This window comes from Serratia sp. 506_PEND, from assembly GCF_001076875.1.
Classification (GTDB): Bacteria; Pseudomonadota; Gammaproteobacteria; order Enterobacterales; family Enterobacteriaceae; genus Serratia; species Serratia marcescens.
The window spans coordinates 1-26854 of sequence record NZ_JVEL01000016.1; the positions used below are offsets into that span (position 1 = coordinate 1).

Annotated in this window: 25 protein-coding genes; 2 read left to right on the forward strand and 23 right to left on the reverse strand. The window is 58.5% G+C overall.

Features of this window, described 5'->3' with window-relative positions; translation table 11 throughout:
• Positions 1–211: 211 nt before the first annotated feature.
• The 11 genes from cpoB to cydA form a co-directional block, all read right to left on the reverse strand.
• Positions 212–1006 (reverse strand): cell division protein CpoB, encoded by a 795-nt coding sequence (cpoB, locus tag ADK28_RS00315; RefSeq protein ID WP_004939852.1) that lies wholly within the window; start codon positions 1004–1006, stop codon positions 212–214.
• A 9-nt stretch (positions 1007–1015) separates the two neighbouring features.
• Entirely contained in the window at positions 1016–1531 is a 516-nt protein-coding gene (gene pal, locus ADK28_RS00320) for a peptidoglycan-associated lipoprotein Pal (RefSeq protein ID WP_004939853.1), read from the reverse strand.
• Positions 1532–1575: 44 nt separating this feature from the next.
• On the reverse strand, positions 1576–2868 hold the full coding sequence (gene tolB, locus ADK28_RS00325; protein WP_004939856.1) for a Tol-Pal system beta propeller repeat protein TolB: 1293 nt from the start codon (positions 2866–2868) through the stop codon (positions 1576–1578).
• Between the two features lie 132 nt (positions 2869–3000).
• Positions 3001–4227 (reverse strand): cell envelope integrity protein TolA, encoded by a 1227-nt coding sequence (tolA, locus tag ADK28_RS00330; protein WP_033641066.1) that lies wholly within the window; start codon positions 4225–4227, stop codon positions 3001–3003.
• 81 nt (positions 4228–4308) lie between these two features.
• On the reverse strand, positions 4309–4737 hold the full coding sequence (gene tolR, locus ADK28_RS00335) for a colicin uptake protein TolR (RefSeq protein ID WP_004939859.1): 429 nt from the start codon (positions 4735–4737) through the stop codon (positions 4309–4311).
• Positions 4738–4749: 12 nt separating this feature from the next.
• Positions 4750–5433 (reverse strand): Tol-Pal system protein TolQ, encoded by a 684-nt coding sequence (gene tolQ / locus ADK28_RS00340; RefSeq protein WP_004939862.1) that lies wholly within the window; start codon positions 5431–5433, stop codon positions 4750–4752.
• Complete coding sequence (gene ybgC, locus ADK28_RS00345; protein WP_004939863.1) at positions 5430–5834, reverse strand: tol-pal system-associated acyl-CoA thioesterase; 405 nt, start codon at positions 5832–5834, stop codon at positions 5430–5432. Before ybgC ends, tolQ begins: the two co-directional genes overlap by 4 nt.
• Positions 5835–5964: 130 nt before the next feature.
• Positions 5965–6261, reverse strand: a complete 297-nt coding sequence (gene ybgE, locus ADK28_RS00350) for a cyd operon protein YbgE (protein ID WP_033641067.1) — start codon at positions 6259–6261, stop codon at positions 5965–5967.
• Positions 6261–6374: a cytochrome bd-I oxidase subunit CydX gene (gene cydX, locus ADK28_RS29380; protein WP_004939868.1), complete on the reverse strand. Its 114-nt coding sequence runs from the start codon at positions 6372–6374 to the stop codon at positions 6261–6263. The genes ybgE and cydX overlap by 1 nt, the downstream gene beginning before the upstream one ends.
• Positions 6375–6391: 17 nt before the next feature.
• Positions 6392–7531 (reverse strand): cytochrome d ubiquinol oxidase subunit II, encoded by a 1140-nt coding sequence (cydB, locus tag ADK28_RS00355; RefSeq protein WP_016928727.1) that lies wholly within the window; start codon positions 7529–7531, stop codon positions 6392–6394.
• A 14-nt stretch (positions 7532–7545) separates the two neighbouring features.
• A complete protein-coding gene (cydA, locus tag ADK28_RS00360; RefSeq protein ID WP_033641068.1) occupies positions 7546–9114 on the reverse strand; it encodes a cytochrome ubiquinol oxidase subunit I in 1569 nt (522 codons plus the stop codon).
• A gap of 682 nt (positions 9115–9796) precedes the next feature.
• On the opposite strand from cydA, the gene ADK28_RS00365 reads away from it, so the two are divergent.
• Entirely contained in the window at positions 9797–11695 is a 1899-nt protein-coding gene (locus tag ADK28_RS00365) for a bifunctional metallophosphatase/5'-nucleotidase (RefSeq protein ID WP_048794595.1), read from the forward strand.
• A 72-nt stretch (positions 11696–11767) separates the two neighbouring features.
• Here ADK28_RS00365 and sucD read toward each other — a convergent pair whose 3' ends face one another.
• The 8 genes from sucD to sdhC form a co-directional block, all read right to left on the reverse strand.
• Positions 11768–12640: a succinate--CoA ligase subunit alpha gene (gene sucD / locus ADK28_RS00370; protein WP_004939878.1), complete on the reverse strand. Its 873-nt coding sequence runs from the start codon at positions 12638–12640 to the stop codon at positions 11768–11770.
• Positions 12640–13806 carry an ADP-forming succinate--CoA ligase subunit beta gene (sucC, locus tag ADK28_RS00375; protein ID WP_015376978.1) on the reverse strand — a complete coding sequence of 389 codons (1167 nt, stop codon included), beginning with the start codon at positions 13804–13806 and terminating at the stop codon, positions 12640–12642. The genes sucD and sucC overlap by 1 nt, the downstream gene beginning before the upstream one ends.
• A 122-nt stretch (positions 13807–13928) precedes the next feature.
• The gene (gene odhB, locus ADK28_RS00380) at positions 13929–15146 is read right to left on the reverse strand and encodes a 2-oxoglutarate dehydrogenase complex dihydrolipoyllysine-residue succinyltransferase (protein WP_015376977.1); all 1218 of its coding nucleotides are present in this window, start codon (positions 15144–15146) and stop codon (positions 13929–13931) included.
• 64 nt (positions 15147–15210) lie between these two features.
• Complete coding sequence (gene sucA / locus ADK28_RS00385) at positions 15211–18018, reverse strand: 2-oxoglutarate dehydrogenase E1 component (protein WP_025301881.1); 2808 nt, start codon at positions 18016–18018, stop codon at positions 15211–15213.
• Between the two features lie 275 nt (positions 18019–18293).
• Complete coding sequence (locus tag ADK28_RS00390) at positions 18294–19010, reverse strand: succinate dehydrogenase iron-sulfur subunit (protein WP_004939885.1); 717 nt, start codon at positions 19008–19010, stop codon at positions 18294–18296.
• A gap of 16 nt (positions 19011–19026) precedes the next feature.
• On the reverse strand, positions 19027–20793 hold the full coding sequence (sdhA, locus tag ADK28_RS00395; protein WP_015376974.1) for a succinate dehydrogenase flavoprotein subunit: 1767 nt from the start codon (positions 20791–20793) through the stop codon (positions 19027–19029).
• A complete protein-coding gene (gene sdhD, locus ADK28_RS00400) occupies positions 20794–21141 on the reverse strand; it encodes a succinate dehydrogenase membrane anchor subunit (RefSeq protein ID WP_004939891.1) in 348 nt (115 codons plus the stop codon). It lies immediately after the preceding gene.
• A complete protein-coding gene (sdhC, locus tag ADK28_RS00405) occupies positions 21135–21524 on the reverse strand; it encodes a succinate dehydrogenase cytochrome b556 subunit (protein WP_004939893.1) in 390 nt (129 codons plus the stop codon). Before sdhC ends, sdhD begins: the two co-directional genes overlap by 7 nt.
• A gap of 728 nt (positions 21525–22252) precedes the next feature.
• Here sdhC and ADK28_RS00410 point away from each other — a divergent pair.
• Positions 22253–23545 (forward strand): citrate synthase, encoded by a 1293-nt coding sequence (locus ADK28_RS00410; protein WP_016928730.1) that lies wholly within the window; start codon positions 22253–22255, stop codon positions 23543–23545.
• Between the two features lie 57 nt (positions 23546–23602).
• Here the strand turns inward: ADK28_RS00410 and nei are convergent, their stop codons facing one another.
• From nei to ADK28_RS00430, 4 genes are read right to left on the reverse strand one after another with little or no spacing between them, the layout of a single operon-like run.
• On the reverse strand, positions 23603–24394 hold the full coding sequence (nei, locus tag ADK28_RS00415; RefSeq protein WP_048794596.1) for an endonuclease VIII: 792 nt from the start codon (positions 24392–24394) through the stop codon (positions 23603–23605).
• A 54-nt stretch (positions 24395–24448) separates the two neighbouring features.
• A complete protein-coding gene (pcp, locus tag ADK28_RS00420; protein ID WP_016928732.1) occupies positions 24449–25093 on the reverse strand; it encodes a pyroglutamyl-peptidase I in 645 nt (214 codons plus the stop codon).
• An 8-nt stretch (positions 25094–25101) separates the two neighbouring features.
• Positions 25102–26121, reverse strand: a complete 1020-nt coding sequence (locus ADK28_RS00425) for a DUF979 domain-containing protein (protein WP_048794597.1) — start codon at positions 26119–26121, stop codon at positions 25102–25104.
• Positions 26118–26849, reverse strand: a complete 732-nt coding sequence (locus ADK28_RS00430) for a DUF969 domain-containing protein (protein ID WP_016928734.1) — start codon at positions 26847–26849, stop codon at positions 26118–26120. Before ADK28_RS00430 ends, ADK28_RS00425 begins: the two co-directional genes overlap by 4 nt.
• Positions 26850–26854: the final 5 nt, after the last annotated feature.

The following is a 26854-nucleotide window of genomic DNA, read 5'->3' on the forward strand; positions in this document are numbered from 1 at the left end:
AGTCAACTGCTCTACCAACTGAGCTAACGACCCAATTTCCCTGCCGCTTTAACATCTTGCAAGATGTCTTGGCAACGGCGGCATATATTACTAATTTATCTTGGCAGCGCAACCTAAATTTTTTACCGATGCGTTCAACTGCTTGTTCTTCACGCGAATGAGCCCAGAAATCGGTCAAATCGACTAACTTCTGGGCTCATTTTTCTAGCCGTTAACCGCCTACGCGACTTTTCGCCTGCTTGGCCGCCGCACTGGTTGGGTATTGTTTAATCACCTGCTGGAACACGGCCTTGGCTTTATCAGCCTGCCCTTTTTCCTGCATGATGATACCCACCTTGTACATGGCGTCCGGCGCCTTCGGTGATTTAGCGTAATTCTTCACCACCACCGCAAAATAGTAGGCCGCATCGTCTTTTTTACCCTTGTTGTAGAACAACTGGCCCAGCCAATAGTTGGCATTGGGCTGGTAAGTGGACTTCGGGTACTGTTTTACGAAGGACTGAAAGGCGGAAATCGCCTGGTCATACTGTTTTTTTTCCAGCGCCAGAGAAACAGCGGCGTTGTAGTCACTGTTCTCATCACCGCCGCTCGGCGTTGCAGAAGCGGCTGCAGGCGCGCTGCTGCCCGCATCGGAAGATGCGCCTGCGGCTGCCCCGCCGGCAGCGCCCGCTGCCGCAGAGGCGCTCTGAGCGCCGCCCTGGCTGAGGCTATCCATCTGTTGATAGATTTGCTTCTGGCGTTCAACGACCTGATTCAACTGATACTGGCTTTCCTGGATTTGTCCACGGAGAGAATCAATGTCGCGTTGATTGTCAGAGAGTTGCTGCTGGAGTTGGTTTAAAAGCTGGCCTTGAGCATTGCTGATGCGCTCAAGCGAGGTGACACGGTCTTCGACCGAGCCGGAGCCGACATTACTGATTGGCGCTTGGGCAGTAGCGGCCCAAGGGGCCGCTACGCCAACCAGTAACGACAGACTCAACAGATGACGTCTGAAGTTACTGTTCATGCGATTCTCTTAGTAAACCAGAACGGCACGACGGTTTTTAGCATAAGCCGCTTCGTCGTGGCCCAGTACTGCTGGTTTTTCTTTACCGTAAGAAACGATAGAGATCTGGTCAGCGGAAACGCCTTTACCCTGCAGGTACATTTTAACGGCGTTAGCACGACGCTCACCCAGAGCGATGTTGTATTCCGGCGTGCCGCGTTCGTCAGCGTGGCCTTCAACGGTCACTTTGTAAGACGGGTTGTTACGCAGGAATGCAGCGTGCGCGTCCAGCATCTGAGCGAATTCGGAGCTTACGTCATACTTGTCCAGGCCGAAGTAAACGATGTTGTTCTTCTGCAGTTCTTGCATCTGCAGACGAGCTTGTTCTTCGGAAGACAGGTTGCTGCTGCCGTTTTCCATACCAGTGCCGGCGCCAGCGCCCATACCAGATTGGTCGTTGTTCGCGCTTTTGTTAGAACTACAAGCTGCTACAGCCAGAACTGGCAGTGCCAGCAGAAGCCCTTTCAGCACTTTGTTCAGTTGCATTTCTTTGATCCTTTTATAGTTTGCCATACATATTTACACATGCATCACAGATACGGCGACCAGGCAGGGAATTTGACCTGTCCATCAGTTGCCGGAAGACGCGCTTTGAAACGCCCATCAGTTGACACCAACTGCAGCACGGAGCCCATACCTTGCGTGGAGCTATAGATCACCATGGTGCCGTTTGGCGCAATACTAGGCGTTTCATCCAGGAAGGTGCCGGTCAAAACCTGAACGGCGCCCGATCCAAGATCTTGTTTGGCGATGTGTTGTGCACCACTGTTGGTGCTCACCATCACCAGGAATTTACCGTCGGAGCTGACTTCAGAATCCTGGTTCTGAGAGCCTTCCCATGTCAGACGCTGTGCGGCACCGCCGCTGGCGCTGATTTTATAAATCTGCGGACGCCCGCCCTGGTCGGAGGTAAACGCCAGAGACTGGCCATCCGGGAACCAGGTCGGTTCGGTGTTGTTGTTGCGGCCATCGGTCAGCTGCGTGATCTGGCCGGAGCCGAGGTTCATCACGTACAGGTTCAGGCTGCCGCTCTTGGACAGCGCGAAGGCCAGCTTGCTGCCGTCCGGCGAGAACGCCGGCGCACCGTTGTGGCGCGGGAAAGAGGCGATCTGGCGGATAGCGCCGTTAGCCAGGGTCTGCACCACCAGCGCAGAGCGGCCGCTCTCGAAGGTCACATAAGCCAGTTTGCTGCCGTCCGGCGACCAGGCCGGCGACATCAGCGGCTCAGGCGAACGGTGCACCGTGAACTGGTTGTAACCGTCGTAATCCGCTACGCGCAGCTCGTACGGGAATTTCCCGCCGTTGGTCTGCACCACGTAGGCGATACGGGTGCGGAACGCGCCCTTGATGCCGGTCAGCTTCTCGAACACTTCGTCGCTGGCGGTATGGGCAGAATAACGCAACCACTGTTTGGTCACTTTATACTGGTTCTGCGCCAATACGGTGCCCGGCGAACCCGAGGTGTCCACCAACTGGTAGGAGATCAGGTAGCTGCCGTCGGCGCCAGGCTGAACCTGGCCGACAACCACGGCGTCGATGCCCAATGCAGTCCAGGCCGCCGGCGTCACTTCAGACGCGGAGGTCGGTTGCTGCGGCATGCGAGCCACGTCGATCGGGTTGAATTTGCCGCTGTTGCGCAGATCCGCGCCGACAATCTTGCCGATATCTTCCGGCGGCGTGCCTGGGCCCGCCCATTTAAACGGCACCACGCCAATCGGACGAGCGGAGTCGACCCCTTGGGTGATTTCAATGCGAACTTCCGCGTGCAACACGGACGCCCACAGAATTAAAAAACCTAGCGCTACTCGAAATGCCTGCTTCATCTCATCTCCCTTATCCAGGCGGGATGCCTGCGATAAATTAGCAGAATTTTAACAAACCAACTTACGTAAAACTACATAATCCCTGTTGGTTACCTTAGTACATCCCTGTGATCTTACTCAGTCAATCAACCGTTATTGCGGTTTGAATTCAAGGATAGAATTCTTAAAGTGCTGATAAACGGCATCGCTCGGCGGCTTAGGTATGTGCGCCAACTTGGCGGCAGAGACCGCGGCCTGACACAAAGCAGGATCGCCGCCCGCCGCTTGTACGCTTATCAGCAGGCCGTCCGGCGCCAGCTTGATACGCAGGTCGCAGGTTTTGCCGGCGAACGAGCTGGCGTCATAGAACTTGCTCTGAATCGCCCCTTGGATCTGCCCCATATAACCGCTGATATCCGCCCCGCTGGCGCCCGCCGTTTTGGCATTGCCCTGCCCGGCCGGTTTACCGTCGCCCTTCGATTTGGCACCGCCGCCTTTCGGCGCGTTCTTGCCATCCGCCAGGCCGCCAAACAGATCGCTAACTTCCTCCGATTGTTTCGCAGCCTCGGCGGCGGCCTTCTTCTTGGCGTCCGCAGCGGCTTTTTTGGCGGCAGCGGCTTTCTCGGCCGCCGCTTTCTTCTCTGCCTCGGCGGCAGCCTTCTTCTCGGCTTCCGCTGCAGCTTTTTTCTCGGCTTCAGCGGCCGCTTTCTTCTCCGCGGCCTCTGCGGCTTTCTTTTCTGCCGCAGCGGCAGCGGCTTTCTTCGCCTCTTCCGCCTGTTTCTTGGCGGCGGCGGCAGCTGCCGCTTCTTTCTTGGCTTCCGCTTCGGCTTTTTTCTGGGCTTCCGCCTGCGCCTTGGCGACCTTGTCCGCTTCGGCCTTCGCCTTGGCGGCGGCGGCTTCGGCGACCTTCTGTTGCTCTTTGGCCTTGGCTGCGGCGGCTTCCGCCGCTTTTTGCTGCTCGGCGGCCTGTTTCTGCTGCTCCGCCGCCTTCTGCTGTTGCTCAGCCTGCGCTTTGGCGTCCTGCGCGGCTTTCTCCTGCGCCGCCAAACGCTCTTTCTCCAGCTCTTTCAGGCGCTGCTGTTGCTCCGCCTGCTTCTGCTGAAGCTCTTCGGCCTGTTGCTCCGCTTTTTTCTGGCGCTGCTTCTCGGCACGCTGCGCATCGTTGCTCTGCTGCTGCTGGCGGTTGTACTGTTCCACCACGGCACCGGGATCGACCATCACCGCGCCCACCACGGTGCCATCGCCGCCGCCGCCGGCGCCCATGTCGACCTTTTCCTGCAGCGATCCCCAAATCAGCAGGGCAATCAGTATGAAGTGCAGAACGACCGAAACAATAACGGCGCGGTTCAGCTTATCGTTTTGCTCAGTTGCCTTTACCAAAATAGATTCCCAAAAACTGGTGTTGCTTATACGGGGTTCCTGAGCCGCAGCGCAGGAACCGGGTTGCCGTTGGCCTTACGGTCAGATCGGCTGGGTCATCAGCCCCACGGAAGCCACGCCCGCCTGATGGAGAATATTCAATGCCTTGATAATCTCATCGTAAGGGACTTCCTTCGCACCGCCGATCAAAAAGACCGTTTTCGGGTTAGCCGCCAAACGCGACTTGGCTTCGGCCGCGACTTGCTCAGGCGGCAGCAGCTCCATACGGTTGTGATCCACCACCAGGGTGTATTGACCTACGCCGGAAACCTCGAGGATCACCGGCGGATTGTCATCGCTGGACACCGTCTTGGAATCGGTGGCGTCCGGCAGGTCAACCTCCACGCTCTGCGTGATGATTGGCGCGGTTGCCATAAAGATCAGCAGCAGCACCAGCAACACGTCGAGCAGCGGAACGATGTTAATTTCGGACTTCAGCTCGCGCCGACTACGACCACGTACTCTCGCCATGCTACCTCCTACTTATTTGCTGTCGCTGGAGAAGGCCTGACGATGCAGAATAGCGGTGAACTCTTCCATAAAGTTGTCGTAATTCTGCTCAAGCTTGTTGACGCGCTGGTTGAGACGGTTGTAGGCCATTACCGCCGGGATGGCGGCGAATAGACCGATCGCGGTGGCGATCAGCGCTTCGGCGATACCCGGCGCCACCATCTGCAGCGTGGCTTGCTTCACCGCGCCCAGCGCGATAAAGGCGTGCATGATCCCCCACACGGTGCCGAACAGGCCGATATACGGGCTGATCGAACCGACGGTGCCGAGGAACGGAATATGGGTTTCCAGCGTTTCCAGCTCGCGGTTCATCGAAATGCGCATCGCGCGCGACGCTCCTTCGATCACCGACTCCGGCGCATGGTTGTTGGCGCGGTGCAGGCGGGCGAACTCTTTGAAACCGGAATGGAAGATCTGCTCGGAACCGGTCAGGCTATCGCGACGCGCCTGACTTTCCTGGTACAGACGGGAAAGCTCGATACCGGACCAGAATTTGTCTTCAAAGGCTTCGGCGTCGCGCGTCGCCGCATTGAGGATGCGGGTGCGCTGAATGATGATCGCCCAGGAGGCTACCGAGAAGCATATCAAAATCAACATGATAAGCTTAACCAGCAGGCTCGCCTTCAAGAATAAATCTAGGATGTTCATGTCAGTCACTGCTTAAACTCCGCGACAATAGACTTAGGAAGCGCTCTTGGCTTCATTTGGTGTGGATCAATACAGGCAATCAGGACATCTGCCTGGCTCAGTAGGGCCCCGTCAGAATTGACAATGCGTTGAGCAAACGTGAGAGAAGCCCCGCGCAGAGAGGTGATTTCACTCTGGACCTCCAGTTGCTCGTCGAGACGAGCCGGAGCCAGATAATCCACCGTCATGCGCCGGACGACAAAAGCGACTTGTTCACTGAGCAGCTGCTGTTGATGAAAGTTGTGCTGACGCAGCATCTCTGTGCGCGCTCTTTCAAAAAAGGCGACGTAGCGGGCGTGATAGACCACACCACTGGCATCGGTATCCTCGTAGTAAACGCGAACCGGCCATCGAAACAACGTATTACTCACTCTACTTCCCAGCAATGCAATTTAACGCTGCTACTATACGCAAGACGGATCGGGTTGGGAATGGGTTACAAGATGGGAATGAAAATAATTATGGGCCGTGAGGGCCCATAACGTGGGGACATCGGGGAGATTATAAAGAAACGTAAAGTAATCCTGCGCACAAGATCACAATTGCGGGAAGCGGCGCGAAAAAAGCGCGCCAGACGCTGCGCTGCGGGCGGAATCCGAAACCGTGGATCACCCCGGCGCATACGGCCCAAATCAGCAACAGCCCTTCCCAAATCTCCAGCGAGCTGGTTTTGGCGGCGAAACGCGTCGGATCCCAGAACACGCACCCCGCCAAAATCAACGCCAGCGCCAGGGAAAGGGCCCGAACCGGGCCCTTGTCGGTGACAGCGTACAGCTTGTCAATCACGGACGAGCTCATCACTTACCGTCTTGCTGAGCTTTGGTCGCTTCGCTCTGCTCAAGCGCCAGCGCCGTGATGATGCCAAAGGCGCAGGCAAGAAGCGTTCCGAGAATCCAGGCAAAATACCACATGGTTTAGCTCCTTATCCTTAGTACAGCGAATGCTTGTTGTTTTCGATGTAATTCTTGTCGAGGCGACCGAACATTTTGTAGTACGACCAGCTGGTGTACGCCAAAACGATAGGCACGAAGATCGCCGCCACGACGGTCATCACTTTCAGCGTCAACAGGCTCGAGGTCGCGTCCCACATGGTCAGGCTGACGTTAGGCACAGTGCTGGACGGCATCACGAACGGGAACATGGTGACCCCGGCGGTGAGGATGACGCAGGCGATGGTCAGCGACGAGGTGACGAACGCCAGCGCGCCTTTCTCCAGACGCGAGAACAGGATGGTGAACAACGGCAGCACCACGCCCAGCGCAGGCAACGCCCACAGCAGCGGATACTTGTTGAAGTTGATCAGCCATGCGCCAGCCTGATGCGCCACTTCTTTACGCAGCGGGTTGGATTCCGCCATGGTGTCCAGCGCCGAAGTGATCACGTAGCCGTCGATGCCTTTCACCAGCCACACGCCCGCCAGCAGGAAGCATACCGCCATGATCAGCGTCGCGATCTGCGCTGCGGCGCGTGACCGCAGGTGGATCTCGCCGGTGGTGCGCATCTGCAGGTAAGTCGCGCCCTGAGTGACCAGCATGGTCAGACTGACCACGCCTGCCAACAGACCGAACGGATTCAGCAGTTGGAAGAAGTTGCCGGTGTAGAACAGACGCAGGTACTCGTCCACATGGAACGGCACGCCCTGCAGCAGGTTGCCGAACGCCACGCCGAACACCAATGCAGGCACGAAGGAACCGATGAAGATGCCCCAGTCCCACATGTTGCGCCAGCGGGTGCTCTCCAGCTTGGAACGGTAGTCAAAACCGACCGGGCGGAAGAACAAGGCCGCCAGCACCAGGATCATGGCGACGTAGAAGCCCGAGAAGGCCGCTGCGTAGACCATCGGCCAGGCGGCGAACAGCGCGCCGCCGGCGGTGATCAGCCACACCTGGTTACCGTCCCAGTGCGGGGCGATGGAGTTGATCATCACCCGGCGCTCGGTATCGGTTTTACCGATGATGCGCACCAGGATGCCGACGCCCATGTCGAAACCGTCGGTGACGGCGAAGCCGATCAGCAGTACGCCAACCAGCACCCACCAGATAAATCGCAGTACTTCATAGTCAAACATACGTGGACTCCTGTTTAGCGCGCTTCCTGCACGGCGGCAGTCGGTTGTTCAAAGTGGTAGCGGCCGGTTTTCAGGCTGCTTGGACCCAGACGCGCAAACTTGAACATCAGGTACATTTCAGCCACCAGGAACAGGGTGTACAAGCCGCAAATCAGCCCCATCGAGAACAGAATGTCGCCCGCGGTCAGCGAAGAGTTGGCGACTGCGGTCGGCAGCACCTCACCAATCGCCCACGGTTGACGGCCGTATTCCGCCACGAACCAGCCGGCTTCCACCGCGATCCACGGCAGCGGCAGGCCATACAGCGCCGCACGCAACAGCCATTTTTTCTGGCCGATGCGGCCGCGCACCACGCTCAGGAAGGACAGGCCGATAATCAGCAGCATCAGCACGCCACAGGCCACCATGATGCGGAAGGCGAAGTACAGCGGCGCCACGCGTGGAATGGAGTCCTTGGTCGCCAGCTGGATCTGCGCTTCCGTCGCGTCGCTGACGTTCGGGGTATAACGCTTCAGCAGCATGCCGTAGCCCAGGTCTTGCTTGGTTTTGTTGAATTCCGCACGCACCGCAGGATCGGTATTGCCGCCGCGCAGCTCTTCCAGCAGCTGGTAGGCTTTCATGCCGTTGCGGATGCGCACTTCATGTTGCGCCAGCAGATCTTTCAGGCCGGTGACCTGCGTGTCGGTGGAACGCGTGGCGATCAAGCCAAGCGCATACGGGATCTGAATAGAGAAGGAGTTTTCCATCTTGTCCTGATCGGGAATGCCGAACAGGGTGAAGGACGCCGGCGCCGGCTGGGTATCCCACTCCGCTTCGATGGCGGCCAGTTTGGTTTTCTGTACGTCGCCCATTTCGTAACCGGATTCGTCACCCAGCACGATCACCGACAGCACCGCAGCCATGCCGAAGCTGGCGGCGATGGCGAAGGAGCGCTTGGCGAAAGCGATGTCGCGGCCCTTCAGCAGATAGTAGGAGCTGATGCCCAGCACGAACATGGCGCCGGTGGTGTAACCTGCAGCCACGGTGTGAACGAATTTCACCTGCGCAACCGGGTTAAGCACCAGCTCGGAGAAGCTGACCATCTCCATGCGCATGGTTTCGAAGTTGAAATCCGACGCGATCGGGTTCTGCATCCAGCCGTTGGCGACCAGGATCCACAGCGCGGACAGGTTGGAGCCGAGGGCCACGAACCAGGTTACCGCCATGTGCTGCACCTTGCTCAGACGATCCCAGCCGAAGAAGAACAGGCCGACCAGCGTCGATTCAAGGAAGAACGCCATCAGACCTTCGATAGCCAGTGGGGCCCCGAAGATATCGCCGACGTAATGAGAGAAATACGACCAGTTGGTCCCGAACTGGAACTCCATGGTCAAACCGGTGGCCACACCCAGAGCAAAGTTAATCGCAAATAACTTTCCCCAGAATTTGGTCATGTCTTTATAGATTTGTTTGCCAGACAGGACATATACCGTTTCCATAATTGCCAGCAAGAACGCCATACCGAGCGTTAATGGGACAAATAAGAAATGGTACATCGCCGTTAAAGCAAACTGTAAGCGCGACAGTTCGACAATATCAAACATCTTGACTCCTTGCTCCTCGCAGGAAGACTCCGACACGCGGTTATCGGCATGCTTCTTTCAAAGCCGCCAGTAACGCCCCGCAGTGAATGCCCTTAAACACAACAAATTTGATCCAGCTTCTCCGCTTTCAACCGCACACTCGCCAATAGCCTCTCGGGCCGTCGACAAGCACGCCACTGAAAACCGACAACGGGTAACAAATGCAACAAGATCAACCATCCATAATCACAACATGGATGATACTCGCCCAATCCCACACAATAAATAGGTTTTTACGTGACGTGGGTTGGACTTTTGGTTACAGGTCAAATCTTAGCCGAAAGAGGTACTTCGGGCTAATTTGATCTGAGACAATTTAAGCCTATCCGCATATTATTTCCATATTCATCAGCACATTTCGCCTATTTTTCTTGAGGGCATGTTGCGCAATGGTTTAATTGTTTTTTAATGATATTTTTGTGTTAAATAAATGTAATTTAAAAGAGCCGCCATTGTATTATTACGCGCTTATTCTGCGACATAATTAACCTTTTATTTCCATTAAGCCGTGACAGTGATTGCAGTCACAAAACAACAAATCTCTCTCCAATATTAGTCTATTTCTCGCGATGGGATCGTAAAGGTTGCGATTTTGTAGCAAAATGACCGCTTATGTTAAAATTGCATTGAGTGACAATAAGTTATGAAAAAAATCATCTTTGCCTCTGTCTTGGGACTCTCGGGAAACGCCATGGCCGCCGAAACGGTAAACATCACCCTGCTGGGCACCTCCGATCTGCACGGTACCTTCGTGCCTTGGGACTACGCCAGCGACACGGAAAACCTGGCGGGCAGCCTGAGCCAGATAGCCACTCAGGTCAAAAAGGTACGCGCCGAGCAGCCTAACCTGATCCTGGTGGACGCCGGCGACACTATTCAGGGCAACTTCGTTGAAACCTTCAAGCATGAGGCCGTCAGCCCGATGATGCTGGGCCTCAACGCGCTCAACTACGACGTCTGGGTGATGGGCAATCACGAGTTCGACTTCGGCCTGCCGGCGCTGGCCACCCCGCTCAAGCAGTTCAAGGGCGCGGCGCTGGCGGGCAACATCGTCTGGGACAACGGCAAGCCTTATCTGCCGGCCTACACCATCCTCGAACGCCAGGGCGTGAAGATCGGCATTATCGGCATGGACACGCCGATGACCGCTGAATTCGCCAAGGGCACCGATCGTATCAAAGGACTGAACTTCACCGATCCGGTGCAGGCGGTGAAACAGGTCATCAAACAAATCGACGGCCAGGTTGATGCCATCGTACTGGTGGCGCATATGGGCATCGACAACGAGAACCAGCGCCCGGGCACCGGCGTGGCCGACATTGCCAACGCCAACCCGGAACTGGCGGCGATCGTCGCCGGCCACATGCATGTGAAGATCGACAAGGCGGTGATCAACGGCGTCATCATCACCGAACCGGACAAATACGGCCGCGCGCTGTCACGCATCGATCTGCAATTTGAACGCCGCGACGGCAAATTCACGCTGATCGACAAAAACAGCTACACCTATCCGATCAAAGGGCTGACGCCGGACAGCGCCATGCAGGCTCTCTACCAGCCGTATCATGACATTTTGCGCGCCAACGCCAACCGGGTGGTGGCGAAGCTGAGCGGCAGCGATCTGGTGCCTGCCGACGAGTTCCGCGGCATTCCTCAGGTGCACGTGCAGGATACCGGCATCAGCGCGCTGTTCCAGCAGGCCGCCCGTCACTACGCACCGCAGGCGCAGGTGATCGCTCTGCAGATCGACAACGATCGCGCCAAACTGGACGTCGGCGACATCAAGGCCAAGGATATCGCCTTTAACTACCAATACGCCGGCGGCGAGATCACCGTTTATCAACTTAACGGTAAAGCGCTTAAACGCTATATGGAGTGGTCCGCCGGCTACTTCAATCAGCTGCAGCCGGGCGACGTCACCTACAGCTTTAACCCGGCGCGGCGTTCGTCCAAATATTCCACCAACGATTTCTTCGATGGCGTCACCTATACCATTGATCTGCACCAACCCTCCGGTTCGCGCATCGTCGATCTGCGCCTGGCGGACGGCACGCCGGTCACCGACGACATGCCGATCCGTCTGGGCATGAACAGTTACCGCATGGGCCACCTGACGCAAAAGGGCGGCGCGCTGGAAGGGCAATCCTTCCCGGTGCTGTTCGACAGCAAAGCGCAATACGGTGAAGAAGAAGGCACCATTCGCCACCTGGCCCTGCGCTACCTGACGGAAGTGAAACACGGCCAATACCAGGGCGTGCCGCCGCAGCGCTGGAAACTGGTTGGCATGGAAGGATACGAACCGCAGCGGGCGATCGTCAAACGGCTGCTTAATGAAGGCGTTATCCAGGTACCGACCACCGACGACGGGCGCTACACCAACGTCGCCTCGATCAACGTCAAAGACGGGCTGTTCAGCAACGCCGACGATTACCGCGCCGCCCTCACCTCGCTGGAGCAGCAGCGGCAAGCCGCCGCGGATCCGGTGCAGCAGCGCCGCCTGCAGGATCGGATCGCGCTGATCAAGGCGCTCAACGATTTCTGATCTTTACCCATAAAAAAGGCCACCCAATGGGTGGCCAAACATGTCGAGATATTGTTATTTCGTACTAGGTTCTTAGCGCTTCAGCACCGCTTTTACCGCGTCGCCGATGTCCGCCAGGCTGCGAACGGTTTTCACGCCCGCCGCTTCCAGCGCAGCAAACTTCTCGTCCGCCGTGCCTTTGCCGCCGGCGATGATGGCGCCCGCGTGGCCCATGCGTTTGCCTTTCGGCGCGGTCACGCCGGCGATGTAACCCACGACCGGTTTGGTGACGTGTTCTTTGATGTAAGCCGCCGCTTCTTCTTCAGCGCTGCCGCCGATCTCACCGATCATCACGATCGCTTCGGTCTGCGGATCCTGTTGGAACATCTTCAGGATATCGATGAAGTTGGAGCCCGGGATCGGGTCGCCGCCGATGCCCACACAGGTGGACTGGCCCAGACCGGCATCGGTGGTTTGTTTCACCGCTTCATAGGTCAGGGTGCCGGAGCGGGAAACGATGCCCACTTTGCCCGGCAGGTGGATGTGGCCAGGCATGATGCCGATTTTGCACTCGCCCGGGGTGATCACGCCAGGGCAGTTCGGCCCAATCATGCGCACGCCGGCTTCGTCCAGCTTCACTTTCACGGTCAGCATGTCCAGGGTCGGGATGCCTTCGGTGATGGTGATGATCAATTTGATGCCGGCATCGATCGCTTCCAGAATGGAGTCTTTGCAGAACGGCGCTGGAACGTAAATGACGGAGGCCGTCGCGCCGGTCGCTTCAACCGCTTCGCGCACGGTGTTGAACACCGGCAGACCCAGGTGCTGAGTGCCGCCTTTGCCTGGGGTGACGCCGCCAACCATTTTGGTGCCGTAAGCGATAGCTTGTTCGGAGTGGAAAGTCCCCTGGCTACCGGTGAAGCCCTGGCAAATTACTTTGGTGTTTTTATCGATTAAGATGGACATTATTTACCCTCCACTGCTGCAACAACTTGCTGAGCCGCATCAGTCAGGCTGGTCGCAGCAATGATATTCAGGCCGCTGTCCGCCAGTTTCTTGGCGCCCAGTTCGGCGTTGTTCCCTTCCAGGCGCACCACGACCGGGACGTTAACGCCCACTTCAGCCACTGCGCCGATGATGCCGTCGGCGATCAGATCGCAACGAACGATACCACCGAAGATGTTAACCAGAACCGCTTTCACCTTGTCGTCGGACAGGATGATTTTGAACGCTTCGGTCACGCGCTCTTTGGTCGCGCCGCCGCCTACGTCCAGGAAGTTGGCCGGCTCGCCGCCGTGCAGTTTAACGATGTCCATGGTGCCCATCGCCAGACCTGCGCCGTTCACCATGCAGCCGATGTTGCCGTCGAGGGCAACGTAGTTCAGCTCCCACTGGGCCGCACGGGATTCACGCTCATCTTCCTGAGAAGGGTCACGCATTTCACGCAGTTCAGGCTGACGGAACAGGGCGTTGCCGTCGGCGCCCAGTTTGCCGTCCAGGCACACCAGATCGCCCTGCTTGGTGATCACCAGCGGGTTGATCTCAACCATCGCCAGGTCGCGCTCCAGGAACAGCGTCGCCAGGCCCATGAAGATCTTGGCGAACTGGCTGACTTGCTTGCCGGTCAGGCCCAGTTTGAAGGCCAGCTCACGGCCCTGATAAGGCTGTGGACCCGCCAGCGGATCGATGGTCATTTTGTGGATCAGTTCAGGGGTTTCTTCCGCCACTTTCTCGATTTCCACGCCGCCTTCGGTAGACGCCATGAATACGATGCGACGGGTCGCGCGGTCTACGACGGCGCCCAGGTACAGTTCTTTATCGATGTCGGTCGCCGCTTCAACCAGGATCTGGTTAACCGGCTGGCCCAGCGCGTCAGTCTGGTAAGTCACCAGACGTTTGCCCAACCAGGCTTCCGCGAAAGCACGGATATCTTCTTTGCTGTTGACGACTTTAACGCCGCCCGCTTTACCGCGGCCGCCAGCATGAACCTGACATTTCACCACCCACGGGCCGGAGCCGATTTTGGATGCGGCTTCTTCTGCTTCACGCGGAGTGGTACAGGCGTAACCGGTTGGTGCCGGCATGCCATACCGAGCAAACAGCTGTTTTGCCTGATATTCGTGTAAATTCATGATGTTCTATCCATTCAGTTCTGAAGGTTTTTAGCCGGACCATTATTACGCGGTAAACCGCATGGTTTTCCGGCCACATAGCACAGAGTGCGGGCGCGGCACGCCGCGCCCGGCAAGGGTTACTAGACGTCCAGCAGCAGACGAGCCGGATCTTCCAGCATCTCTTTGACCGTCACCAGATAACCGACGGATTCTTTACCGTCGATCAGGCGGTGGTCATAAGACAGCGCCAGATACATCATCGGCTGGATCACCACCTGACCATTGACCGCCATTGGGCGATCTTTGATGGCGTGCATGCCCAGGATGGCGCTCTGCGGCGGGTTGATGATCGGGGTAGACATCAGGGAGCCGAATACGCCGCCGTTGGTAATGGTGAAGTTACCGCCGGTCAGCTCTTCCACGGTCAGTTTGCCGTCGCGGCCCTTAACGGCCAGCTCTTTGATTTTCTTCTCGATGTCAGCCATGCTCATGGCGTCCACATCGCGCAGTACCGGCGTCACCAGGCCGCGCGGGGTAGAAACCGCGATGCTGATGTCGAAGTAGTTGTGGTAAACCACGTCGGAACCGTCGATCGACGCGTTCACTTCCGGGAAGCGCTTCAGCGCTTCAACCACCGCCTTGATGTAGAAGGACATGAAGCCCAGACGCACGCCGTGGCGCTTCTCGAAGGCTTCGCCGTACTGCTTGCGCAGATCCATGATCGGCTGCATGTTGATTTCGTTGAAGGTGGTCAGCATCGCGGTGCTGTTCTTCGCTTCCAGCAGACGCTCAGCGACGCGTTTGCGCAGGCGAGTCATCGGCACGCGTTTTTCGCTACGGCCGGCCAGAGCAGGCTGCGGTGCGGCTTCAGCGGCGGCGGCCGGTTTGGCGGCGGCGCCGCCTTTGGCCAGGTGCGCTTCCACGTCTTCACGCGTGATGCGGCCACCCACGCCGGTGCCTTTGATGGCGCCGGCATCGAGGTCGTGTTCGGCGATCAGGCGGCGAATCGCCGGGCTGAGCGCGTCATTGCTTTCTTCTTCCAGGCTCGCGGTCGCGCGCTGTGCAGGCGTGGACTCTTTCTCCTGGCTCTTCTCGGCGGTCGGTTTGCCGGAGCTGTCGCCTGGGCGGATGCGGCCGAGCAGCTGGCGAGACAGTACGGTCGCGCCCTCTTCTTCCACGATAGCATCGAGAATGCCCGCTTCACTGGCCGGCACTTCCAACACCACTTTGTCGGTTTCGATTTCAACCAGGACTTCATCACGCTGCACGCTGTCGCCCGGCTTTTTGTGCCAGGTGGCTACGGTCGCATCGGCAACCGATTCAGGAAGGTCAGGAACCAGAATATCTACGCTACTCATTTAGCTTTCCCTTAAGTTTTTTATCATCTGCTTGCCGGCCCCACGGCCGGCAAGCGAGCGAACATTAGTCAATATTCAGCGCGTCGTTCACCAGAGCCTGCTGCTGCTTCTGGTGTACGGACATATAGCCCACCGCCGGAGAAGCGGAGGCCGGACGTCCTGCGTAACGTAAAGAAGCCCCGAACGGCACCACTTCACGGAAGTTGTGCTGGCTGCAGTACCAGGCGCCCTGGTTCAGCGGTTCTTCCTGACACCAGACGAAATCATGCACGTGCGAGTATTGCTCCAGCACGGCCTGCACGGCCTGATGCGGGAACGGATACAGCTGCTCGATGCGCACGATGGCCACGTCTTTCTGCTCGTTCTTGCGACGCTGTTCCAGCAGGTCGTAGTAGACCTTGCCGGAGCACAGCACGACGCGCTTGACCGCTTTCGGATCCAAGTCGTCGATCTCGCCGATCGCCGGCAGGAAGGTGCCGTTGGCCAGCTCGTCCAGCGAAGAAATCGCCAGCGGATGACGCAGCAGCGACTTCGGCGACATCACCACCAACGGACGGCGCATACCGCGCAGCGCCTGACGACGCAGCATATGGTAAACCTGCGCCGGCGTAGACGGGACGCACACCTGCATGTTCTGCTCTGCGCACAGCTGCAGATAGCGTTCCAGACGCGCGGAAGAGTGCTCAGGGCCCTGGCCTTCATAGCCGTGCGGCAGCAGCATCACCAGGCCGCACATACGGCCCCATTTTTGCTCGCCGGAGCTGATGAACTGGTCGATAACGACCTGCGCGCCGTTGGCGAAGTCGCCGAACTGCGCTTCCCAGATGGTCAGCGTACGCGGTTCCGCCGTAGCGTAGCCGTATTCGAACGCCAGCACCGCTTCTTCAGACAGCACGGAGTCCCAGACCTTGAATTCGCCCTGGCCGCTGTGGATATTCGCCAGCGGAACGTAGACCGAACCGTTTTTCTGGTTGTGCACCACCGCGTGACGGTGGAAGAAGGTGCCGCGGCCGGCGTCTTCGCCGGAGATGCGGATTGGAATGCCTTCATCCGCCATGGTGGCGTAGGCCAGCGTTTCGGCGGCGCCCCAGTCGAACGGCTTGTTGCCTGCGGCCATCTCGGCGCGGTCAGCGTAGATTTTCGCCACGCGCGACTGCATTTCGATCGCTTCCGGCACGGTGCTGATGCGGCGTGCCAGCTCCTGCAGGCGCTTCATCTCAACCTTGCTCGGGTACTCTTCGTCCCACTCGTGGTTCAGGTACGGTGACCAGGTGAAGGAGTGCAGGTTCATCGGACGCCACTCTTCAACCACGCAATCGCCGCGGTCGAGCGCGTCGCGGTACAGGTTGACCATTTCCGTGGCATCTTCCAGGCTGGCCACTTTCTGCTCGGTCAGCACGTCAGCATAGATTTTGCGCGGCGTAGGGTGTTTCTTGATCTTCTGATACATCACCGGCTGGGTGGCGCTCGGCTCGTCGGCCTCGTTGTGCCCATGGCGACGGTAGCAGACCAGATCGATCATCACGTCACGCTTAAAGGTGTTACGGAAATCCAACGCCAGGCGGGTGACGAAGGCCACGGCCTCCGGATCGTCCGCATTAACGTGGAAGATCGGCGACTGAACCATTTTGGCGATGTCGGTGCAGTATTCGGTAGAGCGCGCATCCAGCGGGTTGGAGGTGGTGAAGCCAACCTGGTTGTTGATGACGATACGCACGGTGCCGCCCACTTCGTAGCCGCGGGCCTGAGACATGTTCAGGGTTTCCTGAACCACGCCCTGGCCGGTGATGGCGGCGTCGCCGTGGATGGTGATCGGCAGCACCATGTTGCTGCGCGCTTCGTCCAGACGATCGCGACGGGCGCGAACCGACCCCATGACCACCGGGCTGACGATCTCCAGGTGCGACGGGTTGAACGCCAGCGCCAGGTGAACCATGCCGCCTTCGGTTTCCACGTCGGAAGAGAAGCCCTGGTGATATTTCACGTCACCGGTGCCGAGGTGTTCTTTATGCTTGCCGGCGAATTCGTCGAACAGATCGGCCGGCTTTTTGCCCAGCACGTTGATCAGCACGTTCAGACGGCCGCGGTGGGCCATGCCCAACACCACTTCGCGCGTGCCGTTCTTGCCAGCGTGGCGCACCATCTCTTTCAGCATCGGCACCAGCGCGTCGCCGCCTTCCAGCGAGAAGCGTTTGGCGCCCGGGAATTTGGCGCCCAGGTAACGTTCCAGGCCTTCCGCCGCGGTCAGCTCGTTCAGGAAACGGCGTTTTTCGTCGGCGGTAAAGCTGGCGCGCCCCACCACCGACTCGATACGCTGCTGGATCCAGCGTTTCTCTTCGGTGTTGGTGATGTGCATGTACTCAGCGCCGATCGACCCGCAATAGGTCTGCTTCAGCGCGGCGTACAGATCGCCCAGCTTCATGGTTTCTTTGCCGATGGCGAAAGAGCCCACGTTGAAGGTTTCCTGGAAATCGGCTTCGGTCAGGTTGTGGTAAGCGGGATCAAGGTCAGGAACTTGCTCGCGCTGCCACAGGCCAAGCGGATCGAGGTTGGCATGCTGATGCCCGCGGAAGCGGAAGGCGTTGATCAGCTGCAGTACCTTGACCTGTTTGGCGTCGGTTTCCGGATCGGTGATGGTGGTGTTGTAGCGCGCGGAGTCTTTCGCCAGGCGGCGGAAGTAATCGCGCGTTTGAGAGTGAAGCTGATCGGGTTTGACACCCGCGGTTGGTAGCTGTTGAAAAATGGAACGCCAGCTATCTTCAACGGAACCCGGATCGGTTAAGAAGTCTTCATAGAGCTGCTCTATGTAAGACTGGTTCGCGCCCGCCAGATAGGAGGAATCCAGCCAGGCCTTCATTGCGCCGTTCTGCATCATGATCCCTTAAGCTTTGAAGCTTTAGTTTTCGCCGTGGTTAACATAATTACCGTGATGAATACGGTTTGCCGTAAAACGGTTCACTCGACGTACTTGCGGCCATGACGGCCCGATACGTTCTGTTATGGACCTTGCGGTCCCTTACAAGGAACCTCTAAAAACCGGCGGAAGAACCAGGCTGCATAGCGCCGCAGCCGCGGGTCAGTTTTTAGAGGTTCCCTCCCCTATGGGATGTGCGCCGGAAAAGAGCCCGGCGCAGCATCTCATTCCGTTTATGCGCCGCGTTGCAGCAGCATGGACTTGATATGCCCGATCGCACGCGTCGGGTTCAAGCCTTTAGGACATACACTGACACAATTCATAATGCTATGGCAGCGGAAAACACTAAAAGCGTCGTCCAGATCATCTAAACGTTCTTGCGTTTCCGTGTCACGGCTGTCGATCAGGAAGCGATACGCCGCCAACAGACCGGCTGGGCCGATGAACTTGTCCGGGTTCCACCAGAACGATGGGCAAGAGGTTGAACAGCAGGCGCACAGGATGCACTCGTACAGACCGTCCAGCTTGGCGCGCTGCTCCGGCGATTGCAGGTGCTCGCGCGCCGGCGGGTTCTTGCCGTCGTTCAGCAGGTATGGCTTGATCTTTTCATATTGGGTATAGAACTGGCCCATATCCACCACCAGATCGCGCACTACCGGCAGGCCCGGCAGCGGACGGATCACGATCTTGCCGTTGCCTTTGCGCAGCGACGAAATCGGAGTGATGCACGCGAGGCCGTTTTTACCGTTCATGTTCAGGCCGTCGGAACCGCACACGCCTTCGCGGCATGAGCGACGGAACGACAGGGTCGGGTCTTTTTCTTTCAGCTGGATCAACGCATCCAGCAGCATCATGTCGCGACCTTCTTCCGCTTCCAGGGTGTAATCCTGCATGTGCGGCGCGTCGTCGACATCCGGATTGTAGCGATAAATGGAAAATTCGAGTTTCATCTGTCGATCTCCGCAATTAGTAAGAACGCACTTTCGGCGGGAATGCCGGGCGCAGCTTCGGTTGCATGTTCACTTCACGACGCGTCATGCTTTCCGATTGCGGCAGATACAGCGAATGGCACAGCCAGTTGGCGTCATCGCGTTCCGGATAGTCGAAGCGGCTGTGCGCGCCACGGCTCTCGGTACGGAAGTTGGCCGACACGGCGGTGGAATACGCGGTCTCCATCAGGTTATCCAACTCCAGACATTCGATGCGCTGGGTGTTGAACTCGCTGGAGGTATCGTCCAGGCGTGCGTTCTTCAGACGTTCACGGATCACTTTCAGTTCTTCCAGGCCCTTGGCCATCGCATCGCCTTCGCGGAATACCGAGAAGTTGTGCTGCATGCAAGACTGCAGCGCTTTGCGAATTTCGACCGGGTCTTCGCCGGAACGGGTGTTGTTCCAACGGTTCAGACGGTCCAGCGAGGCTTCCACGTCGGAGTCGCTGGCGTCACGGCTCACGCCCTGCTCTTCCAGCGATTCCTGCAGGTGCATGCCGGCGGAACGGCCGAACACCACCAGGTCGAGCAGCGAGTTGCCGCCCAGGCGGTTGGCGCCGTGCACCGATACGCAGGCGATTTCGCCCACGGCGAACAGCCCCGGGATCACCACGTCTTCGCCCTTCTCGTTCACGGTCAGCGCCTGGCCGGTCACCTTGGTCGGAATGCCGCCCATCATATAGTGACAGGTTGGGATAACCGGGATCGGCTCTTTCACCGGATCGACGTGCGCGAAGGTGCGGGACAGTTCCAGAATGCCCGGCAGACGGGATTCCAGCACCTCTTTGCCCAGGTGATCCAGCTTCAGCTTGGCGTGCGGGCCCCAAGGACCGTCGCAGCCGCGGCCTTCGCGGATTTCGATCATGATCGAACGGGCAACCACGTCGCGGCCCGCCAGATCTTTGGCGTTCGGCGCATAACGCTCCATGAAGCGCTCGCCGTGCTTGTTCAGCAGGTAACCGCCTTCGCCGCGGCAGCCTTCGGTCACCAGCACGCCCGCGCCGGCGATGCCGGTCGGGTGGAACTGCCACATTTCCATGTCCTGCACCGGCACGCCGGCGCGCAGCGCCATGCCGACACCGTCGCCGGTGTTAATGTGGGCGTTGGTGGTGGACTGGTAAATGCGACCTGCGCCGCCGGTCGCCAGCACGGTGGCCTTGGCTTTGAAGTAAACCACTTCACCGGTTTCGATGCAGATAGCCGTGGTGCCGACCACCGCGCCGTCCTGGTTTTTCACCAGATCAAGCGCATACCACTCGGAGAAGATGGTGGTGTGGTTTTTCAGGTTCTGTTGGTACAGGGTGTGCAGCAGCGCATGGCCGGTACGGTCGGCTGCGGCTGCGGTACGCGCCGCCTGCTCGCCGCCGAAGTTCAGCGACTGGCCGCCGAACGGGCGCTGATAAATGCGGCCGTCGTCCAGACGAGAGAACGGCAGGCCCATGTGTTCCAGTTCCAGAATCGCTTCCGGGCCGGTTTTACACATATATTCGATGGCGTCCTGGTCACCGATATAGTCGGAACCTTTCACCGTGTCGTACATATGCCATTCCCAGTTGTCCTCGTGGCTGTTGCCAAGCGCGACGGTAATGCCGCCCTGTGCGGACACGGTATGGGAACGGGTCGGGAAAACTTTGGACAGCAGGGCACAGGTCGAGCCCGCTTGGGAAATTTGCAGCGCGGCACGCATGCCCGCACCGCCGGCGCCGATTACGACGGCATCAAACTCTCTGACTGGCAGTTTCATTTAAGCACCCCACACTACGATTGTTCCGTACAGTAAATAGACCAGCAACGCGACCACGACAGCCAGCTGCAACACCAGGCGAACCGCCAGCGGCTTGACGTAGTCCGTCAGCACCTGCCACAGCCCGATCCAGGCGTGCACCAGAATCGACAGCAAGGTCAGCAGAGTGAACACTTTCGTAATGGAAGTGGCGAAGAAACCGCGCCAGATGTCATAAGTGAGTTCCGGAGCCGTGACGAAAAAGCCCAGGATATACAGGACGTACAGGGTGATGATGATCGCGGAAGCACGCAGCAGCAGCCAATCGTGCACGCCGTTGCGCCCTAATGCAGAAACGTTGTTTACCATACGAGGACTCCAGCCAGAACTGACAGCACGACGGTCAGACCGATCGCCACCTGGGCGGAACGGGTGCCGGCGGCCAAACTCTCTTCGATGTAGCCAAAATCCATTAACAAGTGACGGATGCCACCGCAAATGTGATAGGCCAGCGCCGTGAGGATGCCCCAGAATATGAATTTGACGATGAAGCTATTCATGATGGCGGCCGCCTGCAGGAACCCCTCTTGGGAAGAGAGTGACAGGCCCAGCAGCCAGAGGAGGATACCCACGGCAACGAAGGTAATTACGCCAGAGACTCGGTGTAAGATAGACGCTATCGCAGTTACGGGGAACCGGATCGTTTGCAGATCCAAGTTGACAGGTCGTTGTTTTTTCACGTATTTGCCCACACAGCTCTTATTATTTTCCTTCCTCCGGGCCTGGGCGGGGATCAGACAGCGTTAAGAGCCTAAAACCCTTACACGTCACGCGCTCAAACATCAACATCCTCTGTGCTCAAACGGCGCGCATTTATAACGCTGGGTGCTCCTACTTCAGGGTAATCCGGAGACCTGGCGGCAGTATAGGAGGATCACATTCTGATTACAATTCTCATACAACCGCTTTGATAACATTTCCCCCGAACAGTGATTCAGATCACGGATTTCACAATTAGTGCAAAATTAATTATCTGATTTGACAAGAGATCAACATTTCCATTACATATAGGGGCACAAACGGTCCTATGATGCGCTATGGGTCAGCAGATACACTTCCTCCCGGGTTCGAGTTATGCAACAGTGTATTTGGCGAACCTATCCCAATAGCCGTTGTTTCCCGCTCGAGTTTGCCGGCGTCAAAAGCAAATAAAGCACATAAAAACAGATTATTGGGATAGGTTCACATCTCTTCGAACAGCTCATAGGTAAGATTAACAGACTATAACGAATTACTATGAATCGTTAACAACTGGTCACCCGTCTCGTTCGCCTGGTCAGCACTCTGTACCCTACCCGCGCACAGTTGCGCAGTCGCTCACAGAGTTAGCGTCCGCACCATTTTTTGCGGGCAACCTGCAGAGATTTAAGGTATTTCAGTTGTTAGTGGTTTTTAAAATAAGGCGCTAAGGAGACAGTAAATGACTGATAAGAAAGCGACGCTAACCATTAACGACAGCGAAGCTCCGATCGAACTGGGCGTATTGACACCGACACTGGGCCCTGATGTCCTCGATGTCCGCGCCCTGGGTTCCAAAGGTTATTTCACATTTGATCCCGGCTTTACCTCCACCGCTTCTTGCGAATCCAAGATTACCTTCATCGACGGCGACAAAGGCGTGCTGCTGCACCGCGGCTTCCCTATCGAGCAGCTGGCGAAAGAGTCTTCCTACCTGGAAGTGTGCTACATCCTGCTGTACGGCGAGACCCCAACGCCGGAAGAGTTCGAAACCTTCAAGACCACCGTAACCCGTCACACCATGATCCACGACCAGATCACCCATCTGTTCCGTGGCTTCCGCCGCGACTCGCACCCGATGGCGGTGCTGTGCGGCGTGACCGGCGCGCTGGCGGCGTTCTACCACGATGCGCTGGACGTCAACAACGAGCGTCACCGTGAAATCACCGCGTTCCGCCTGCTGTCCAAAATGCCGACCGTGGCCGCGATGTGCTACAAATACTCCCTGGGCCAGCCGTTCGTTTATCCGCGCAACGATCTGTCCTACGCCGGCAACTTCCTGCACATGATGTTCGCCACTCCGTGCGAAGAATACGTGGTGAACCCGGTGCTGGAACGCGCCATGGACCGCATCCTGATCCTGCACGCCGACCATGAGCAGAACGCCTCTACCTCAACCGTGCGCACCGCCGGCTCTTCCGGCGCTAACCCGTTCGCCTGCATCGCGGCCGGTATCGCCTCCCTGTGGGGGCCGGCGCACGGCGGCGCCAACGAAGCGGCGCTGAAAATGCTGGAAGAGATCAAGACCGTCGAGCACATTCCGGAATTCATCAAGCGCGCCAAGGACAAAAATGATTCCTTCCGCCTGATGGGCTTCGGCCACCGCGTGTACAAGAACTACGATCCGCGCGCCACCGTGATGCGCGAAACCTGTCACGAAGTGCTGAAAGAGCTGAACAAGAAGGACGACAACCTGCTGCAAGTGGCGATGGAGCTGGAACACATCGCGCTGAACGACCCGTACTTCATCGAGAAGAAACTGTACCCGAACGTCGACTTCTACTCCGGCATCATCCTGAAGGCGATGGGCATTCCTTCTTCCATGTTCACCGTGATCTTCGCCATCGCGCGCACCATCGGCTGGATCGCCCACTGGAACGAAATGCACGACGAAGGCATCAAAATTGCCCGTCCGCGTCAGCTGTACACCGGCTATGCCGAACGCGATTTCAAATCCCAGCTGAAAAACAAGTAAGCCACTTACCCGGCTGAAACCGCACAGCGCCGCCCCTTCGGGCGGCGTTTTTTTTGGTTATTTCTGGCAACCCGGGCACCAATAAAACGGCCGCGACGACAGATCGGTGCGCACGATCATCCCACCGCAGCGTTCGCAGGGCTCGCCGCTGCTATGAAATACCTTGAAGCGAAACAGCGCGCCGTGATGACGGTTGTCATCCGCCTGCCCGCGCGTCTGGTAGGAGAGGCGCGGCACCGCCAGCAATGCCTCCGCCAGGCGCCACAGCGCCTCTGGCGCCAGATCCTGCGGTTTGTGCTGCGGCGCCAGTTCGGCCTGCCACAGGATTTCGGCGCGCAGATAGTTGCCCAATCCGGCAAGAAACGCCTGGTCGAGCAGCATGCCGCCCAGCTGCCTGCGGCGAAAACGCGGCGTCAGCAACCGCTCCTGCACCTCATCCACTGTCAGCGACATGTCCAACACGTCAGGGCCGATGCGTTGCAAAAACGGGTGTTGTTCTATTTCCTCGCGCGGCCCGAGGGTAATGTCGGAAGCGCTGTAGAGCAATATCGCGCTGCGAGCGGTTTCCAGCCGCACCCGCAGATCGCGTTTGGTCTCCGGCGTCTCCCCCGCCGCCGCCACTTTCCACACGCCATACAGCTGGTTATGGCTGTACATCGTCAGCCCGTTGGAGAAATGGGTCAGCAGCGCCTTGCCGCGCGGCTCGATGGCGACGATGCGCTCGCCGAGCAAACGCTGGCTGTAGTGCTTCAACTGGGGAAAAGCGAAATCGACGGCGGTCAGCGGCTGATCGATCACCGCCGCCGCCAGTTTGTCCGCCGCCCGACGGATCTCCGGTCCTTCCGGCATAGGCCACTCCTTGCGTAGACCCGGCGCAACCCGGTGCGCCGGGAGTGTTCTTGATTAATGCGTCGCGCCGCCCACCACTTTCAGATCGTGTTCCACCTGCAAAGCGATGGAAACGGCCAGCTCCAGCGCAAACAGCACCGTCGAAGCCGCCATGCTCGGCGCACCGGGGTGCGCCGCCGCCTGCTCAGGCAGATACGGGATATGGATAAAACCGCCCTTCACCTCGCGTTGGCCGCTCAAACGGTGCAGCAGCCCATACATCACATGGTTGCACACGTAAGTGCCGGCAGTCTGCGAAACGGCGGCCGGAATGCCGGCCTCGCGCATCGAACTCACCATCGCTTTGATCGGCAAAGTGCTGAAATAGGCCGCCGGACCGCCGGCGACGATCGGTTCGTCCACCGGCTGCTGCCCCTGATTGTCGGGGATACGCGCGTCGTCGACGTTGATCGCCACCCGTTCAATCGTGATATCGGTGCGGCCGCCGGCCTGGCCGATAGCCAACACCATCACCGGCTGCACCTCGTCGATCGCCGCGTTGAGCGCCTCCAGCGCCGCGCCGAACACGCACGGCAGCTGGCGCGCCACAATGCGCGTGCCGACCAGTTCCATATCGTTGAGCTGCTTCACCACTTCCCAGGAGGGATTGAGGCGCTCACCACCAAACGGCTCGAAGCCGGTGATCAATACTTTTTGCATCCTTACTCCTACAGGAACATCAGGAAATACAGCAGGAACACGTTAACCAACAGCAGCAGCACGCCGGTCGGCACCTGCGCCTTGATCACCGCATTCTTGTCCGGCAACTCCAGCAGCGCCGCCGGCACAATGTTGAAGTTCGCCGCCATCGGCGTCATCAGGGTGCCGCAATAGCCGGAGAACATGCCGATCGCCGCCATCACCGCCGGGTTGCCGCCGTGCTGCAACACCAGGATCGGAATGCCGATGCCGGCGGTAACGATCGGGAACGCGGCGAAGGCGTTGCCCATCACCATGGTCAGCACCGCCATACCGATAGCGTAGACCGCCACGGCGATAAAGCGGTTATCGACCGCCAGATACTCCTGGGTCAAATGCGAGATTGCGGTGCCGACGCCGGCGACGGTAAACAGCAACCCCAGCGTGGCGAGGATCTGCGGCAGAATGAACGCCCAGCCGATCGAATCCAGCAGGCGCCGCGCTTCCTGCACCGGCTGCAACGCCTTCTCATGGGTCATTTTCACCGCGATCGCCAGGCCAATCAGGCAGCCGACGGTCATCGAGAACAGGGTGATCAGCGTCGCGTGGTTACCGCTGCCGAACACCGCGCTTTGCAACGCCGGAATGTTGTTGAACAGCAGCACGCCGATCACCGTCACCACCGGGATCGCCAGTGCGGGGATAAACAGCTTGTTGCCCAAACGCTTGGCGCTGGCCTCGCGCTCCTGCGGCGTTCGCTGATGATAGCTGCCGAGGCGCACGCCGCCGAAGCCGGCGATCAGAGCCATCACCACCACCACCCCGCCAACGATGATATGCAGCATGCGTTTCTCGTTGCTGCCTTCGCCGAGCACGTCGCCCAGCAGGCGGTAAGTCCAGTCGCCGACCAGGAATACCAGGCCGTACAGCCCCCAAAACAGCCCGGTGGTGATGCGGCGCGGGTTGGCGCGATCGCGGAAGGACATCACCGCCACAATCAGCAGCACCGCGCCGGCCAGCCAGTAGAGATATTGTTGCTGGAAGTTCATCGCGCCTCCCCCTTCGCCTGCAGCGCCGCCTGATTCAGCTGCGCCAGCTCGGCGCTCAGCTGTTTATCCATCCGATACAGCCGGAACGCGTGGATCAGGAAAGCGAAAATGGCGGTCGGAATGCCCCACAGCGCGATATGCAGCGGCTCGGTCTGAATGCCGCCGGACTCCAGCATAAAGTTATGCATGAAGATGATCGCGCCGAAGGCCACGAAAATATCCTCACCGAAGAACAGCCCGACGTTGTCGGTCGCGGCCGACATGGCGCGCAGGCGGTGGCGGGTGCGCTCCGGCAGCTCGCCATAGCGGTTTTCCGTCGCCCCTTCCGCCATCGGCGCTAGCAGCGGCCGCACCATCTGCGGATGCCCGCCCAGGCTGGTCAGGCCCATCGCCGCGGTGATCTCGCGCACGAACAGGTACACGATCAGCAGACGGCCGGCGGTGGCACTTTTGATCTTGGCGATCCACGCCTGCGCCCGCTCTTTCAGCCCGTGGCGCTCCAGCAGGCCGATCACCGCCAGCGGCAACAGCAGGATCAGCGGCAGGTTGCGGGTGTTGAGAAAGCCCTCGCCGAGCTTTTCCAGAATGACGTCCAGCGGCATCAGCGCCGCCAGACCGGTGATGATGCCGGCGGCGATCACCACCAGCACCGGGTTGAAACGCAATACAAATCCGACCACGATGGCGGCGATGCCGATCAGTGGCCAGAGATTCACGGCCTGTTCCATAGTCT